Raw genomic sequence first — 15,554 nt, forward strand, 5'->3', positions numbered from 1 at the left:
CCCCACGGGTTCACTGCATTCTTTATTTTAATAATCTCCTTATCCATTTAAGTCCGTTTTTCGCATGAGGATAGCGGAAACTAAAATCAAATTTTGTTGTTTGATGAAGAACGCTTTTATAATGAGAAAAGGCGTCAAAGCTGTATTTTCCATGATAATTTCCCATTCCGCTTTCACCCACTCCGCCGAACGGAAGATGCGGTGTGGCAATATGCATTAGTGTATCGTTAATGCACCCTCCGCCAAAGGAAACATGCTGAATGACCTGCTGCTCCGTCTGTTTACTGGAGGTAAACAAATAAAGGGCAAGCGGTTTTGGACGATCTTGAATAAACGATATCACTTCATCTAAATTTGAGTAATCCATGACAGGTAAAATCGGTCCAAAGATCTCTTCTTGCATAACATTTGCATCGGCATTCACTCCATCTAAAATGGTTGGAGCGATCTTTAACGTTTCAGGGTCAGCTGCTCCACCAATTATGACTTTTCCATCTGAAAGAAATTGAATCAATCGGTCGAAATGCTTTTTACTGATCATTCGGCTAAAATTCTCATTTTGAAGCGGATTAGTACCAAACATTTCGTTGATTTCACGTTTAAGCATTATAAGAAATTCAGCTTTTATTTCTTTATCTATAAGCAGATAGTCAGGCGCAATACACGTTTGACCAGCATTCGTAAACTTCCCGAAAGCAATTCTTTTTGCTGATAGCTCTAAATTAGCATCTTTATGAACGATGCATGGGCTTTTTCCGCCAAGCTCTAGTGTAACGGGTGTAAGATGCTCAGACGCTGCTTTCATAACAATCTTCCCGACTGGGACACTGCCTGTGAAAAAGATGGTATCGAATTTTTGAGCAAGCAGCATTTGATTCGTTTCAATGCCGCCTTCTATCACGGTTACGAGCTCTGGAGGATATATTTCTTCAACAAGATCCTTGAGCAAATTTGATACATTTGGTGCAAATTCCGAAGGTTTCAGCACAGCTGTATTACCTGCTGCAATTGCTCCTGCAAGCGGAGATAATGCAAGCTGAAACGGATAATTCCAAGGAGCGATGATTAATGCTGTCCCAAAAGGCTCAGGTACAATCTTTCCTGTTGTACCTATATGAGTCAATGCCGTTTTCACTTTTTTAGGCGCTGCCCATTTTTTTAGATTCTTTTTTGAGAATTGAATCTCTTCCAGCAAAATCCCGATTTCAGTTGAATAGGCTTCAAATTCAGATTTGTTTAAGTCTGTTTTCAGTGCATCCATGATGGCACGTTCATTTTTCTTTATCGTCAGATACAGCTTTTCCAGCTGATCATATCGCCCTTGAACATTTCTTGTATTCCCTTTGTAAAAGTATTCTTTTTGTTTGGAGATAATCAATTGTATGCTTTGTTCTAGAGTCATCATTTATTTTCTCCGCCTTATTGTGTTTATACGTTTAATCTCTTAAACACATAGTACAATGAGGGGGAAATGGTGTCAAGGATATGATTTTATGCAGTGGTGAAGAAAACGGCTTTATATTTGATTTTTGAGAAATTAATTATTTTGGTAATTAACGATAGTAACTTCATAGAAAAAGCATGAATCATTAACCGATCCATGCTTTACTTCCAATAATCAAACATCGGACCGTCCTTTCCAAATAAAGGATCATTTTCAGGTAAAGGGACGTTTTGAATATTTTTAAGTGCACTTGGCCGCTCATCTTCTTTTCCTGTGCACATATCCATTTCCTGATGATCTGGATAGGCTCCCATCACTTGAAAATCCCTGCTTTTTTCGATGCATTTATGTCCAACACCTGCTGGAATCACGACAACATCTCCATGTTTCACAGAAACGGCTTTCCCGTTTTTGCCGCCAAAGAGAACCTCTGCATGTCCGCTGATTACACCCAGTACTTCATGGGAGGTACTGTGATAATGATGATAATTATATACACCATTCACCCAGGTTCCTGACCAGCCATGGTCCAGCAGCGTGGCTTCAAAACGATCCTTAGATTTTAATGCTTTTTCATAAATAAGCAGCGGCAGCCTCGGATTGTTGGGAATACTGCCGTCATCCTCAAACATGATCGTTTTGATCTTCATTTTGTTCCACTCCTTTTTTTACACCGTAATCAGGTATTAAAAGATATCCTGTCAGACCCAAAATTCCTGCAAAAAGTTTAAGATAGGCTGCTTCTTTGAAAATCAACACGCAGCTGATTGCAATCACACAAGCTGTTATGAAAAGAATCATTCCAATATTATTCCGGTTTACCATACTTTTCACTTCCCACCCTTATTTTTCCTTTTTCATTATAACAAGGATGATTCACCGCTTATATTAAATTTTACTTAAATCTTCCTTTTTCTCCCTGTTACACAGACTGTAAGCTCAGGGCGAACCTTTTTATATTCAACTTTGATATCTTCATATCCGCAGGCTGACATGTCATCTTGAATTTTCCGGCCAAACATTCTTGTCTTTTCTGCACTTGCATCCTCTTCTCTGGGCTGCATGGTGATGGCAATTCTTCCGCCGGGCTTTAGGGCACTTGTAATGTTTTCAAGTCCTTTGCGCGGATCTTCCCAAATCGTGTAGTTATTAACGGAGAGAATTTTATCATAGTAATCATGGTATAGATCTACATTCTCTGCATCCTCAGTAATGAGATTCACTCTCCCAGCTTCTACATAAGCTTCCAGATGCTTCTCTGCCTGTTCTTTCATTGTTTCTGAAACATCCACTCCATCAATTTTAATTTGACGATAATGCTTAAGCATATATCCCATGCTGTAGCCAGGTCCAAATCCGATTTCTAAGATGGTATCACCTGGTTTGATTTTCAGCCTTGAAATGGTCCATTTGTTAATGGTTTGATTTTCCAATGCCATAATCTTGCCTGCTATGATTCCTAAGAATCCTTTTGGTTTGCTGAAATTTTTCGTAAATGCAGAAAACATATCTGGCACCTCGTACGATTTTGTCTTTCCTTATTTTTATCACCAAACCCAGCTTTATAAACTTTTTTGTTCTCTTGACTTGATGCAAGTATGAACGTAAACTTAACTTAAACGTTTAAGTGATGTAAGATATTTATTCAATAAAATTTAAACCACTGCTAACTTAAACGATTAAGCAAAGGGGGTTGGCAATGATGGAAAGTCCCCATTCATTCCAAGTAAAATCAGCTATTCATATGAACAGCATATGGCGTAACCGAACATTTTTATCCCTTTTCACAGCATACACTCTCTCGATTTTCGGAGGTACCTTTCACACGATCGCATTAAATATTTGGGTCCTGAAAACTTATGACAGCGCAACATTAATGTCAGTCATATTAATTACACACCTTGTGGTCACCACTTGCTTCTCTTCCATTGCAGGGACAGCAGCAGACAGGATGAACCGGAAAAAAATGATGTGGATTTCCGATCTTATTCGGTGTGTGCTAGTTATCGGAATGGCGATTGCAATTGCCGTTCAGTCTCCTTTTTGGGTCATTATTCTTTTAACTGCTTTAACAGCTTTGTCAGGATTATTTAAGGCACCGGCATTCAACGCATCCCTTATTGATGTGGTCGGGAAGGAAAAGATTCAAACCGCTGCAGGTGCGATGAGTCTTGCTGATAATATTGCAAGAACGCTTGGCTTTGCAGTCGGCGGAGTTATCGTTGCTGCTTATGGCGGTGTCACTGCCATTTTAATCGATGCCTTTATGTTTTTTTTATCTGTCATCCTCGTTTTGATCGTCAAGGATTTCCCTGAACATCGTGAAGCTCTTTCAGCAAAAACAAGTTTTAAAGAAGATTTTATTACTGGTTTCACTTATATTTGGAAAGAACCATTTGCAAGAGCCATCACCATTCTATCGCCTATGCTCATTTTGTTTTTCACAACGTCGCTTATGATTATTCAGGTCATGGCCATCAAGGAATGGAATGCAAGTCCAATTGAATTTGGTTTAATTGAAGCAAGCATTCCCCTTGGATATATGGCAGGCGCAGGATTGATTATGTTTTTAGGGAAAAGACTGGCGCATCGTGGCGTCTTCATTATCGGCAGCATGATTGGGCTTGGACCTCTTTACATGCTGCTCGGCGGAATTGAATCAGCGACTGTCGGTATTCCTCTAATTCTCTTAGTCGGCTTCATGTTTTCTTTCTGTACACTTCTTGTCAATGTCATTCTCCGTCTTGAAGTAAGCAGTACTCTCCAAGGCAGAGTGTTTGGAATTATCGGGGCATTAACAAGTGTTCTGCCTCCTGCGGGATTAGCTATTGCTTCTTTTTTCACGGATAAATTCGGCGGAGGCAGCGTCTTGTTTACTTGCGGACTTTCTTTATTTGTAATTGGGATTGTATGCTGGGTGTTTTTGAAGGATATTAGGAGATATGAGTAGCGAAGGACAGTATGGAATTCATTAAAAAGCTGCTTGAGAACCAAGCAGCTTTTTTCCATTATTTCAGCTTTCCATGCTGAAATGGGCACTTTCCGACAATCGGCTCTGCATCATCTCCAATGAAATATTGCTTCCACTCTCTGTGCTCTGGGTCGCCGTAGTGGCTAATGTTAGGGTGTTTCGGGAGCTGATCCCACTTCTCCACCCGTTCTCTCACTTTTTCGCGCGACATGCTGCCGCCCTCTGATGTTCCTTCTAGGCCTTCAAAAATTCTGCGAGGCTGAAATCCAAGTACTAAGCTATTTCCTAAATCTCTCGTTTTCCGCTGTTTATATGCTGGTGCATTTCCGAATACAAAGAATGGTTCATTGGCAAAGGAAAAGGCCCATAGATGATGATCAGGATCGTATGGATAATCTTCTGGCCAAGGATGCTTATCGGTATCATGAAGATACTGGAGAATGTTCCAAAAGTGTTCCCTGTAATACGAAATTGATTTTTCTTCTTCTTCAGGTTCGACGAAAACAAATAGGCCGTGGCGAATCAATTTTGGAGCCTCAAACAATTTGATAAAAGCTTCCAGCGCCTCAGGAAGATTCGACCAGTCATCCTTTGAAATATAGGCATATCTTAGCTCTCCCTTTTTCTCAGCAGCCATTCCAAAATAACAAGGGAAGGTTTTATCGGTTACAACTTGATGAAAATTTTTATACTCGCGTATCACCCATTCAGGTACGATTTCAGGGTTTGTCATATCTTCTTTTTCTAAAAGGAATTGATTTTTGGTTATCATCTTTTCACTCCTTATGCGATTATGAATAAAGCACTACCCCTTTTAATACCCAGCAAATCCTTTATTAAACCTGGTTAAATCTTTTAAACAAACGTTTGATTATATTCACAATCTAACTAATCAGACCCTTATTATCCTCAATCCAAATCTATATTTCATCAGTAGCAAGAGCATTCATAAAAGGAACCAATCAAACAAAAAAAACGAGCAATCCTAAAATTAGGATTACTCGCTTAAATTTACACAGGTACTTTTTCTCTTTGCACAACTGATGCAGAATCTTTCATCAGATCATAGGTCAAGCATACAGGCGTGCCATTGCGGGGATCAACTACAATCTCCGCATCGATGTGGAAGACTTGTTTTAAAACGTCTTTAGTCATGACTTCTAACGGTGAACCTTCACAAATGACCTTACCTGATCTGACGGCAATTAAATGATCTGCAAAACGGGCAGCATGGTTTAAATCATGCAGAACCATGGCAATTGTGCGATTTTCTTCTCTGTTTAATGTCTGCAGCAACGATAGTACTTCTAATTGATGAGCAAGATCGAGGTATGTCGTTGGCTCGTCGAGCAGAAGCAAATCGGTTTCCTGAGCAAGCGCCATGGCAATCCATACTCTTTGTCTCTGGCCGCCTGATAAAGCATCAATCGGTCTGTCTTTAAATGGCAGCACACCTGTCATTTTAAGGGCCCATTCAATGATTTGGCGGTCCTTTTTCGTCAGCTTGCCAAACCCGCTTTGATGAGGAAAACGACCGTAGGCGACTAATTCAGATACCGTGAGCCCGCTCGGCGCTTCTGGTGTTTGCGGAAGAATGGCCATATTTTTAGCGATTTCTTTTGTTGATTGTGTAATTATATCTTTTCCGTTTAAAAGAACAGCACCCTGTTTAGCTTTCATAATCCGGGCCATCGTTTTTAAAATTGTAGACTTCCCGCAGCCATTCGGACCAATAATGGCCGTGATTTTCCCTTTTGGTATGGAAACATTCAAATCACGAACGATATCTGCATCACCATAACTGATTGATAGATTCAATGTTTCTAGTGCTTTCATTCGTATCACCTCTACTTAGTTTTCATTAAAAGATATATGAAGTATGGAGCTCCTAAAGCCGAGACTACGAGCCCAACAGGTATTTCAGATGGTGCAAGCAAATTTCGTCCGATCGCATCTGATATGATCAGCAGCAGCGCTCCCATCAATGCTGAAGCAGGAATAAGCATTTGATGCTTCGGTCCAACTAATCTTCTTGCTAAATGCGGAGCTACAAGCCCAAGAAACGCGATTCCGCCTCCGACAGATACACAGGAGGCTGCAAGTGCCACAGCGAGGATCAGCAGGAATCTGCGTTCCTTTTCAACGGCTGCCCCAAGTCCCGCTGCAACAGAATCGCCTAAATTCAAGACATTCAGATAACGAGCCTTATAGATGGCTATGGGCAGAAGAATAACAATCCATGGAAGCGTCGCTAAGACAAACTTCCAGTTCGTTCCCCATATGCTTCCAGACAGCCAAACGGTCGCACGCATAAAATCGCGCGGATCCATTTTTAATTGAATTAATAATAATACAGCAGCAAGACCGGCATTCACGGCAATGCCTACTAGAATCAGCCGAATCGGGGTGATCCCATTTTTCCATGCTAATAAATAGATCAGCAGCGCTGCAAGCAATCCGCCCATTAAAGCAAAGAACGGAAGAATGAAGATTTGCAGCGTGCCAAGGTCATAGGAGCTTTGGAAAAAGAACATAAACACAACCGCTCCGAGACCTGCTCCTGTATTAATTCCCAGTATACCGGGGTCAGCCAAATCATTTCTTGCAACGCCCTGCAAAATAGCACCAGATACAGCAAGACCGGCACCAATCAGCAAGGCAATGACCATTCTTGGAAGTCTGAATTCATATAATACGAGTTCATCCTGCATCGTTCCATATCCAAATATCGTTTTCACCACATCAAGCGGCTCTATGCGAATGGTCCCCAGTCCAAGACTGATGAGAAAGGCAATCACAATCAAAATTAATAATGCGGTTAAAATCCACAACGGATTTCTTTTTCCTTGTAAAATAGCTTTCACATAAACCCTCTCCCTTCTTTTCTTGCAATATAAAGGAAGAAAGGCACTCCTAGAAGAGCAGTCAGCACACCCACCGGTATTTCAAACGGAGGGTTTATCATTCTGGCAGCAATATCAGCCATAACTAACAGCAGAGCTCCCAAAATTGCTGAACATGGAATAATGAATCGATAATCAACACCTACTAAAAATCGGGTCAGATGCGGAATAATCAGTCCAATAAAACCGACCGTGCCTGCTATAGAAACAGCTGCGCCCGTCAGAAGCAAGACAACGACTACTCCTAAAAACTTTACAAGCCCAGTACGCTGGCCAAGGCCTTTTGCCACATCTTCACCAAGACTCATGATCGTCACTGATCTTGAGATGAAAAGGGCGAGCAATAGACCTCCGATTGCAAACGGCAGTACAAATTGAATACTAAGCCACTTCGTTCCCACCAAGCCGCCTGCATACCAGAAGCTTATATCCTGTGAGACATCAAAGTGTATCGCAATGGCAGATGAGATTGAGTTAAGAAAAGCCCCAATCGCGGTTCCGGCCAGTGCAAGCTTTACCGGGGTCAAACCTCCTTTGGACATGGAGCCGATCCCAAAGACCAGTCCTGCTCCGAAACCTGCTCCTATAAATGATGCAATCATAAGACCTAAAAACGTCGTGCCCGGAAAAAAAGCAAACACAACGGCAATGGCAAACGCTGACCCATTCGTAACACCCAAGATGGAAGAGTCTGCCAAAGGATTTCTCGTCATGCCCTGCATAATGGCACCTGACACAGCCAAAAATGCTCCAACAAATGCTCCTGCAATCGCTCTTGGCATTCTAAGCTCATTAATAATCTGATGGGATGTTATAGCCGGATCAAAGTTAAAAAGAGATGTCCAAACTGTTTTCAGACTGATCTCAGCAGCTCCAACCGAGATGGACACACCCATCATCAGCAGCAAAATGGCCATTCCGGCAATCATGATAAAAAAAGCTGTAAGCGGCCTTGACGTTATCTCTTCTGCCTCTTTTAATTCATCCTCCTGTACTGCGTCGTTCGTACTCACAAAAATCAAACCTTTCTGCAACAAAAACTTATCTATTTAATGGAATTGAAAATCATTATCATTTATACGATCCAACTTTATTATAATACCTTCTAAGTAAAAAGTAAGCCTTTTTTTCACATTTTCCTGATGATGGCAGGATCAGGTAAAATGTGATTGTTTTTATGTGCGAACAATCGCTATACTTATTATAGAAAATGGATAAGAAATGAGTGGTATCATGCTTAAGCGTTTTTTTGCCTATTATCGCCCTTATAAAAGGTTATTTTTAATTGATTTTTCTTGTGCAGTCATTGCCGGACTGCTGGAACTTGGCTTCCCGCTCGTCGTCAATGCATTTATTGACCGCCTTCTTCCCAGCGGCGACTGGAATATAATTATCTGGGCATGCGCCGGGCTGCTCCTGCTTTACATATTAAATACAGGCTTGCAATATATCGTCACCTATTGGGGCCACATGCTTGGAATTAATATCGAAACAGATATGCGCAAAAAGCTGTTTGAACATATTCAAAAGCTGTCATTCCGCTTTTTTGACAATACAAAAATAGGTCACTTAATTTCACGTCTGACAAATGATTTGATGGAAATCGGGGAACTCGCGCATCATGGACCTGAGGATTTATTCATCGCTGTGATGACATTGATCGGTGCTTTTTCCGTTATGCTCGCGATTAACGTAAAGCTAGCCTTGCTTACGTTTTTGGTGATTCCATTCCTGCTTTTCCTTGCCGTATTTTTCAACAATAAAATGACCGGTGCTATCCATCAGCTTTATACAGATATTGCAGACTTCAGTGCACGTGTAGAAAATAACGTCAGCGGGATTCGTGTTGTTCAGGCTTTTGGAAATGAGACATTCGAGAAAACTCAATTTCAGAAAAATAACCTGCGCTTTCGTTTGTCCAAATTGCTTGCTTATAAAATTATGGCATTGAATATATCGATCAGCTATTTTCTTATGAGGCTTGTCACACTGTTTGTTCTTGTATGCGGAACATGGTTTGTCATTCAAAATGAACTTTCTAGCGGGGGATTTATTGCATTTGTTTTATTAACGAATGTTCTCTTTCGCCCCATCGAAAAAATTAATGCAATCATTGAAAGCTATCCTAAAGGAATTGCAGGCTTTAAGCGCTATATCGAACTGATTGATACAGAGCCTGACATCAAAGATAAGCCTGATGCAGCTGAAGCAGGAAAGTTAACGGGAGACATTCGTTATGAAGGTGTATCCTTTGGGTATCAAAATGAGGATAACGTGTTAAACGAAATTGATTTAACCATCCATGCTGGGGAAACCGTAGCATTTGTGGGGCCTTCTGGAGCAGGCAAAACAACATTATGCAGCCTTCTGCCCCGCTTTTATGAGGTAAGTGCAGGAAAAATCATCGTTGACGGAATGGATATCCGCGATTTGACGCTTTCTTCTCTTCGCAAGCAGATTGGCATTGTTCAGCAGGATGTATTCCTTTTTTCAGGAACAATGAGAGAAAATATCGTGTATGGAAAGCTAGGGGCCACAGAGCATGACATCTGGCTGGCGGCGAAGCATGCACAATTAGAAGAAATGATCTATTCTCTTCCGAACGGACTTGATACTGTCATTGGAGAGCGCGGCGTCAAATTATCAGGCGGCCAAAAACAGCGCTTGTCCATCGCAAGAATGTTCTTGAAGAATCCGCCAATCCTTATTCTGGATGAAGCTACCTCTGCGCTGGATACAGAGACAGAAAAAGCCATTCAGGATTCCTTGGCAAAGCTGTCTGCAGGCAGGACTACACTTGTCATTGCCCACAGACTGGCTACGATTAAAAACGCAGACAGAATCATCGTTGTAAATAAAGATGGGATTGCCGAACAAGGCTCCCACGAGGAACTGATGGCAGAAGGCAAAGGATACCGCAGACTTTATGAAGCTCAGTTTCAGTCTTAATTCGGTATGTTTATGCAGAGTATTGGGATTTAACTGATAAAAGCAGAATTTCAACTGACTAGTAATTTAACTGATAAATGATGAATTTTCACTGATAAAATACAGATATTGACTGATAAACTTTGAATTTCCACTGATAGAATCCCATTCATTGACCAATTACAATTTAAAATGGGAAAGAATGTTTCTCAGCATAAGCTAAAAAGCTGATCCGACAACCGGATCAGCTTTTTTTAGTTTAATTTTGTATTCAAAGGTTTCAATTTTGCCTCTATTTCAGCACGTCGGTTTTCAAGAAACGGCGGAAGTGCAAGGGATTCTCCTAAATGGAGAAGATCTTCATCTGTATCGAACCCTGGTCCATCCGTTGCAAGCTCGAACAGGATGCCATTTGGCTCTCTGAAATAAAGAGAACGGAAGTAAAAGCGATCGACAAACCCTGAGCTTGGAATTCTCTCTGATTTCAGTTTTTCAACCCATTTGTGCATTTCTTCTTCATTATCGACACGGAAGGCAACATGATGCACACCCCCGCGGCCTAGGCGTTCTGACGGAAGGTCTATACGTTCTTCAATATGAATCTCTGCTCCTGAGCCGCCTTCACCTGTTTCAAATACTAAGATGTCAGGCTGGCCAGGCACATCTGATGGATAGCTCCCTTTTGCTCTAAAGCCGAGAAGCTCTGTTAAAATTTCAATTGTTCTTTCAGGGACAGCTACTGTTAATTTCACTGGACCGAGACCAATGATTGCAAATTCAGAAGGAATCGGGCTCTTATCCCATGGCTGTCCTCCAGCCACCCCTGTGTTATTTTCATCAGAAACTAATTTCAGGCGCTGCCCTTCGAAATCTTTGAAAGATAAGGTCGCACGATTGCCGGCCTGAACAATCTCCCCATGCTCTACGTTTTGCTCTTCAAATCTTTTTTTCCAGTAAGCGAGAGCTTCATCGTTTCGGACACGCAAGGAAGTTGCCGAAATACTGTTGACTCCTTCATGAACTCTTCCTGCATTTGGTATTTCAAAGAAAGTCAGCTCTGTGCCTGGATTGCCCTTTTCATCTCCATAAAATAAATGGTACACAGATACATCATCTTGGTTAACCGTTTTCTTAATTAATCTCAATCCTAATGTTTTCGTATAAAACTCGTAGTTTTCAGGTGCTTTTGCCGTGATTGCGGAAACGTGGTGAATACCTTTTAACGGTTGCATGTTCATCCCTCCGAATATTATCTCGAATTCGAGATATTTATTATACTCATAATATACACGCAATAAATAGTGTTGTCAAATATAGGTGGCTGAATCCAAAAGATCCGAATAGGATCAAGATTATATGGCCAAAGGCATCTAGAAAAGGACAATTCTCCTTTCTAAAAGCTTTCTAAAAGACAGCTGGCGAATTGGATGCTTGTTTTGGCGAATTGAACTGGGATTTCGGCGTGTTGGAAACCTTTCTTGGCTCGTTGAACAGCGATTTCGGCGTGTTGGACACTTTATTTTCAGCTAAACCCTTATTAATCCAATTTCAATGTTGGAAAAAGTTTCATATTTTGCTAGTATCAAAGAGGAATATTTGTTCATTATAGGAGGGGTCGCATGAGCTCTGGAGATGACAAGAGACGCAAAAACTTAAAAGTGATTCAGTTTGATAAAGATAAAAACAGCTTGATTGAGACGATGCAGCCGAAAGAAACGTTTGAAGATGTCGGAGGGCTGGAGGAAGTTAAAAAACGGATTCGAATGGACTTTATTTTGCCGATTCAATCTCCGGAGTTTTTTCAGGCTTACGGGAAAACCGGCGGGGGGAGCCTGCTGCTGTATGGTCCTCCCGGATGCGGGAAAACCTTCCTTGCAAAAGCGATTGCAGGAGAAATTGATGCAAGCTTCATTCATTTGGAATTGCAGGCGATTCTTTCGATGTATGTAGGTCAAAGCGAGCATAATCTTCATGATATTTTTGAAAAAGCTAGGGAACAGAAGCCATGTGTTTTATTTATTGATGAGCTTGATGCTTTAGGAGGCAACCGCCACAGGATGAACCAGCATCATGATCGCGTGCTCGTGAACCAGCTTTTAGTTGAGCTCGATGGCCTGCAATCCTTTAATGACCAAGTCTATATAATCGGAGCTACAAATACTCCGTGGTATTTAGATCCAGCTCTGCGCCGTCCTGGCAGGTTCAATTCGCTGCTGTTTATTCCACCGCCCTCTGAGCAGGAACGAGAGCTGATTCTTTCCATTAAAACAAAGGATAAACCGCAGGAAAAACTTGAGCTTTCTAAAATTGCAAAGACGACCGCCCATTTCTCAGGCGCAGATTTAACACAGGTGATCGATGACGCGGTTTCAAAAGCCATTGAACGTTCTCTTGAAAAAGGGAGTCTCCAGCCAATGTCTAATGCCGATTTACTGAAATCAGCCAAAGATCGAAATCCTACAACACTTGAATGGTTTGCTACAGCAAAGAATTACGCCACATTCAGCGATACGAATAAAGATTACAAGAATGTTCTTCACTATATGAAGACACATGGAATCAGGTAAGCCATGAATGATTGGCCTATTCATACGACCCAGCGAATTCATAAGCTTAGAGAATTAAGAAGATATGATGAGGCGATTGAAGAAGCGCAAAACCTTATCGCATCTGATCCAGAAATTGCTCATTTCTATTCGATCTTGGCACACGTTTATTATCATAAAGAAGACTTTGAAGCGTCGATTCACTTTTCAAAAGAAGCATTAAAAAAAGATCCTGAGGATTACACGGGGAACTTCCTGCTCGTCAGCTCCTATTATCAGAGCGGTGATATGAAAACGTTCGATATTGTGGTAGAAGATGCATTACAGCTGTATCCGGATGTTGCCCATTTCTATTATTTAAAAGCCATGAGAGCCTTGCAAAAGAACAAAATCAAGGATTCACTCAAGTTCATGGAAACAGCCCTTGATTATGAGAGCGAAGATCCGGTTTACCTTGCAGCCTATAGCAATTTTTTACTCTTGTCTAACAAAAAAAAGAAGTCTAAGGAATTTGAACAAGTTGCCTTAGTGAAAAATGACAATGATCCACATGTTTTTTACTCATTGGCCAACACGGCATTTAATCGCGGAGACTTCAAACAAGCCAGAGAGCTCAGCCGGCTTGCTGCAGAAATAGAACCGGAAGAAGAAGCGTATCGCGAACAATACTTGGAATTCTTAAAAACTTCTTATGTTTTTCATAATGCTATCTTGCGAGTTGTGCAGGTTAACACCTTCTTGAGAAGGATATCCCCCGTCTTATTTTGGATCTTGATGCTCTTTATCTTTTTTGTCTTCAATCCATTATTTTGGATGTATCTCTTCTGTACGCTGGGTCCCTATTACCTCAGCAATTTTATAACAGGGGTGCTGATTAGCAGGAAGCTGGGTATTTCCCGCAGGAAGCAGAAGATCAAAATCTCAAATGCTATTATTACAGGCTTGTTTCTTGTTTTAGTTGGTATGGGTGTAGCTGGTCTGTTCTTGGAGTAAAGGTCAGAATACCAAGTTTCATCCCCGGCTTTTAAAACTTTCTGCTTAAAGAGGGTCTTCTTTATTTCCAGCACACCCTAACGTTTCACAGTTTATTCCAATCAGGTATAGTACTTTGGGGGTGAGTCGTTTGACTTTTAATTACGATGAAGACTTTGAAAACACGGATTTCAGAAAACATCCCGAGAAATACCGCGTTGGCAGAGGCGAGCAGGGTGTTCTGCTTGTTGAGCCTTACAAAAGTGAAATTCTTCCTTATTGGCGCTTTAAAACCCCTGAAATGGCAAAGGAATCTTCGGAAAAGATCTACCATCTTTTTCTTGAATATAAGGATAATGACGACTTTGTCGGAATGGACATGGCACGTAAATTCCTGCAGATGGGCTATACCCGGGCAAGACGATATGCCAATTATAAGGGCGGGAAAAAGTACAAAGAAGATGGAGACATTTATAAAAGGCAGATTAACGAGGAAAAGGCAGAGTCTGCTGCCATTTTTAAAGAAATGTGGATGGCAGCAAAGGAAGATGAAGAGTATTTTATCATGAAGAAAGAACATCAGAAAAAGTATGGATAGCATTGCTTCTTTCCAAAAGTCAGAAAAACCTATCATTGCTAAGAATGATAGGTTTTTCTCTTTATAGATTATTGTATTTTTCTTCAACTATTGCAATCAGCGGATGATTTTCCGGAAGCTGAGAAACTTCCTGCAATGCTCCAGATACACCCTTGTCTTTAATCAGCTTTTGAATTTCAGCTGCTTCTTCATCTTTGTTAAAATCATATTTCAGGCCTGCTGCTATGCCAACCGCAAGATAATCAGGCGTAATCCCCATATCAAGCAGTCTTCTTGCAGGCGCCACAAGACGATCGTCAAAGCCCAGTTTTCGTTTTGGCGATCTGCCAACACGTGTAACCTCATCTGAAATGTGTTTATTTTCAAATCTGGTAATAATTTTTTTCACATAGTTCAAATGCTCTTCTTCATTAAAGCCATACTCTTTTACAAGCAAAGTGCTTGTTTCATTCAGTGCGCTTAGAACAATGCTGCGAACCTCTGAATTCTCAATAGCTTCTTTAATTGTTGCCAGCCCTTTATGATAACCGGCATAAGCTGCCACAGCATGCCCTGTATTCACTGTAAAGAGTTTGCGCTCAATATAAGGAATAAGGTCATCCACATATGTGACTCCTTGAATCGAAGGCATGTTTCCTTTTACCTTTGATTGCTCAATGACCCACTCAAAGAATGGTTCAACGGAAACACTTAGAAGATCTTCGTTTTCCTGAATGGGCACAATGCGATCGACTGCTGAATTAGGAAAGCCGATTAAGCCTGATATTCTAGTTTGTTCTTCTTCACTCAAATGCTTGAAGATTTCGCTTTTCAAATGATCCGTACCGCCAATCATATTTTCACATGCGATCACATTTGCTGCTTGATTTTTCTTTTTCAGACCTTCGGCAATTGTTTTTGCAACAAACTTTAATACGTTTGGCCCTACCGCAGTCGTGATCAGGTCAGCCTCTGCAATTTTTGAAATCACGTCTTCCGCATTTTTATTGCTGTTTATTCCTTTAACACCTGATACAAGAAAGGATTGATTCTCATCAGAAGCTAATCTGACTTCATACTTTCCTTTTTCATTTAATGCGTCAATGACATCCTTATTGATGTCAGCAAAATAAACTTCATATCCAGCACCGCTCAATAAGGCTCCTATAAAACCGCGTCCAATGTTCCCTGCTCCAAAATGTACGGCAATCAT

Annotated in this window: 15 protein-coding genes; 5 read left to right on the forward strand and 10 right to left on the reverse strand. The window is 41.0% G+C overall.

Features of this window, described 5'->3' with window-relative positions; genetic code table 11:
* Window positions 1-22: 22 nt before the first annotated feature.
* From CYJ36_RS21120 to CYJ36_RS21135, 4 genes are all read right to left on the reverse strand, one after another.
* Window positions 23-1,405 carry an aldehyde dehydrogenase gene (locus CYJ36_RS21120; RefSeq protein WP_374702846.1) on the reverse strand — a complete coding sequence of 461 codons (1,383 nt, stop codon included), beginning with the start codon at window positions 1,403-1,405 and terminating at the stop codon, window positions 23-25.
* 200 nt (window positions 1,406-1,605) lie between these two features.
* Entirely contained in the window at window positions 1,606-2,094 is a 489-nt protein-coding gene (locus tag CYJ36_RS21125; RefSeq protein WP_101569234.1) for a cupin domain-containing protein, read from the reverse strand.
* Window positions 2,069-2,269 carry a hypothetical protein gene (locus tag CYJ36_RS21130; RefSeq protein ID WP_101569235.1) on the reverse strand — a complete coding sequence of 67 codons (201 nt, stop codon included), beginning with the start codon at window positions 2,267-2,269 and terminating at the stop codon, window positions 2,069-2,071. The genes CYJ36_RS21125 and CYJ36_RS21130 overlap by 26 nt, the downstream gene beginning before the upstream one ends.
* Before the next feature lie 74 nt (window positions 2,270-2,343).
* A complete protein-coding gene (locus CYJ36_RS21135; RefSeq protein WP_101569236.1) occupies window positions 2,344-2,952 on the reverse strand; it encodes a class I SAM-dependent methyltransferase in 609 nt (202 codons plus the stop codon).
* Window positions 2,953-3,146: 194 nt separating this feature from the next.
* On the opposite strand from CYJ36_RS21135, the gene CYJ36_RS21140 reads away from it, so the two are divergent.
* Window positions 3,147-4,394, forward strand: coding sequence for an MFS transporter (locus CYJ36_RS21140; protein WP_257962587.1), 1,248 nt, complete (start codon window positions 3,147-3,149; stop codon window positions 4,392-4,394).
* Between the two features lie 58 nt (window positions 4,395-4,452).
* On the opposite strand, the gene CYJ36_RS21145 is transcribed toward CYJ36_RS21140, so the two are convergent.
* The 4 genes from CYJ36_RS21145 to CYJ36_RS21160 form a co-directional block, all read right to left on the reverse strand.
* Window positions 4,453-5,187: a YqcI/YcgG family protein gene (locus CYJ36_RS21145; RefSeq protein WP_101569238.1), complete on the reverse strand. Its 735-nt coding sequence runs from the start codon at window positions 5,185-5,187 to the stop codon at window positions 4,453-4,455.
* 239 nt (window positions 5,188-5,426) lie between these two features.
* Complete coding sequence (locus CYJ36_RS21150) at window positions 5,427-6,251, reverse strand: ABC transporter ATP-binding protein (RefSeq protein WP_101569239.1); 825 nt, start codon at window positions 6,249-6,251, stop codon at window positions 5,427-5,429.
* Between the two features lie 11 nt (window positions 6,252-6,262).
* A complete protein-coding gene (locus CYJ36_RS21155; RefSeq protein ID WP_374702847.1) occupies window positions 6,263-7,270 on the reverse strand; it encodes a FecCD family ABC transporter permease in 1,008 nt (335 codons plus the stop codon).
* 5 nt (window positions 7,271-7,275) lie between these two features.
* Entirely contained in the window at window positions 7,276-8,337 is a 1,062-nt protein-coding gene (locus tag CYJ36_RS21160) for a FecCD family ABC transporter permease (RefSeq protein WP_412059661.1), read from the reverse strand.
* 214 nt (window positions 8,338-8,551) lie between these two features.
* On the opposite strand from CYJ36_RS21160, the gene CYJ36_RS21165 reads away from it, so the two are divergent.
* Window positions 8,552-10,267 (forward strand): ABC transporter ATP-binding protein, encoded by a 1,716-nt coding sequence (locus tag CYJ36_RS21165; protein ID WP_101569241.1) that lies wholly within the window; start codon window positions 8,552-8,554, stop codon window positions 10,265-10,267.
* A 233-nt stretch (window positions 10,268-10,500) separates the two neighbouring features.
* Here the strand turns inward: CYJ36_RS21165 and CYJ36_RS21170 are convergent, their stop codons facing one another.
* Window positions 10,501-11,484: a ring-cleaving dioxygenase gene (locus CYJ36_RS21170; RefSeq protein ID WP_101569242.1), complete on the reverse strand. Its 984-nt coding sequence runs from the start codon at window positions 11,482-11,484 to the stop codon at window positions 10,501-10,503.
* A gap of 381 nt (window positions 11,485-11,865) precedes the next feature.
* Between CYJ36_RS21170 and CYJ36_RS21175 the strand changes: the two genes are divergently transcribed.
* The 3 genes from CYJ36_RS21175 (at window position 11,866) to CYJ36_RS21185 (ending at window position 14,362) form a co-directional block, all read left to right on the forward strand.
* Complete coding sequence (locus CYJ36_RS21175) at window positions 11,866-12,813, forward strand: ATP-binding protein (protein WP_101569243.1); 948 nt, start codon at window positions 11,866-11,868, stop codon at window positions 12,811-12,813.
* 3 nt (window positions 12,814-12,816) lie between these two features.
* The gene (locus tag CYJ36_RS21180) at window positions 12,817-13,785 is read left to right on the forward strand and encodes a tetratricopeptide repeat protein (protein WP_101569244.1); all 969 of its coding nucleotides are present in this window, start codon (window positions 12,817-12,819) and stop codon (window positions 13,783-13,785) included.
* Window positions 13,786-13,915: 130 nt separating this feature from the next.
* Window positions 13,916-14,362 (forward strand): DUF4385 domain-containing protein, encoded by a 447-nt coding sequence (locus CYJ36_RS21185; protein WP_101569245.1) that lies wholly within the window; start codon window positions 13,916-13,918, stop codon window positions 14,360-14,362.
* 61 nt (window positions 14,363-14,423) lie between these two features.
* Here CYJ36_RS21185 and CYJ36_RS21190 read toward each other — a convergent pair whose 3' ends face one another.
* The gene (locus tag CYJ36_RS21190) at window positions 14,424-15,554 is read right to left on the reverse strand and encodes a mannitol-1-phosphate 5-dehydrogenase (RefSeq protein WP_101569246.1); all 1,131 of its coding nucleotides are present in this window, start codon (window positions 15,552-15,554) and stop codon (window positions 14,424-14,426) included.

The organism is Bacillus sp. UMB0893 (assembly GCF_002858905.1).
In the GTDB taxonomy this organism is placed as follows: Bacteria; Bacillota; Bacilli; order Bacillales; family Bacillaceae; genus Bacillus_P.

Coding starts and splice junctions, on each gene's coding strand:
- CYJ36_RS21190 (WP_101569246.1), bottom strand. CDS start 15,554: ATGATTGCCGTACATTTTGGAGCAGGGAACATTGGACGCGGTTTTATA.
- CYJ36_RS21130 (WP_101569235.1), bottom strand. CDS start 2,269: ATGGTAAACCGGAATAATATTGGAATGATTCTTTTCATAACAGCTTGT.
- CYJ36_RS21135 (WP_101569236.1), bottom strand. CDS start 2,952: ATGTTTTCTGCATTTACGAAAAATTTCAGCAAACCAAAAGGATTCTTA.
- CYJ36_RS21150 (WP_101569239.1), bottom strand. CDS start 6,251: ATGAAAGCACTAGAAACATTGAATCTATCAATCAGTTATGGTGATGCA.
- CYJ36_RS21165 (WP_101569241.1), top strand. CDS start 8,552: ATGCTTAAGCGTTTTTTTGCCTATTATCGCCCTTATAAAAGGTTATTT.
- CYJ36_RS21170 (WP_101569242.1), bottom strand. CDS start 11,484: ATGAACATGCAACCGTTAAAAGGTATTCACCACGTTTCCGCAATCACG.
- CYJ36_RS21175 (WP_101569243.1), top strand. CDS start 11,866: ATGAGCTCTGGAGATGACAAGAGACGCAAAAACTTAAAAGTGATTCAG.
- CYJ36_RS21125 (WP_101569234.1), bottom strand. CDS start 2,094: ATGAAGATCAAAACGATCATGTTTGAGGATGACGGCAGTATTCCCAAC.
- CYJ36_RS21140 (WP_257962587.1), top strand. CDS start 3,147: ATGGAAAGTCCCCATTCATTCCAAGTAAAATCAGCTATTCATATGAAC.
- CYJ36_RS21180 (WP_101569244.1), top strand. CDS start 12,817: ATGAATGATTGGCCTATTCATACGACCCAGCGAATTCATAAGCTTAGA.
- CYJ36_RS21120 (WP_374702846.1), bottom strand. CDS start 1,405: ATGATGACTCTAGAACAAAGCATACAATTGATTATCTCCAAACAAAAA.
- CYJ36_RS21145 (WP_101569238.1), bottom strand. CDS start 5,187: ATGATAACCAAAAATCAATTCCTTTTAGAAAAAGAAGATATGACAAAC.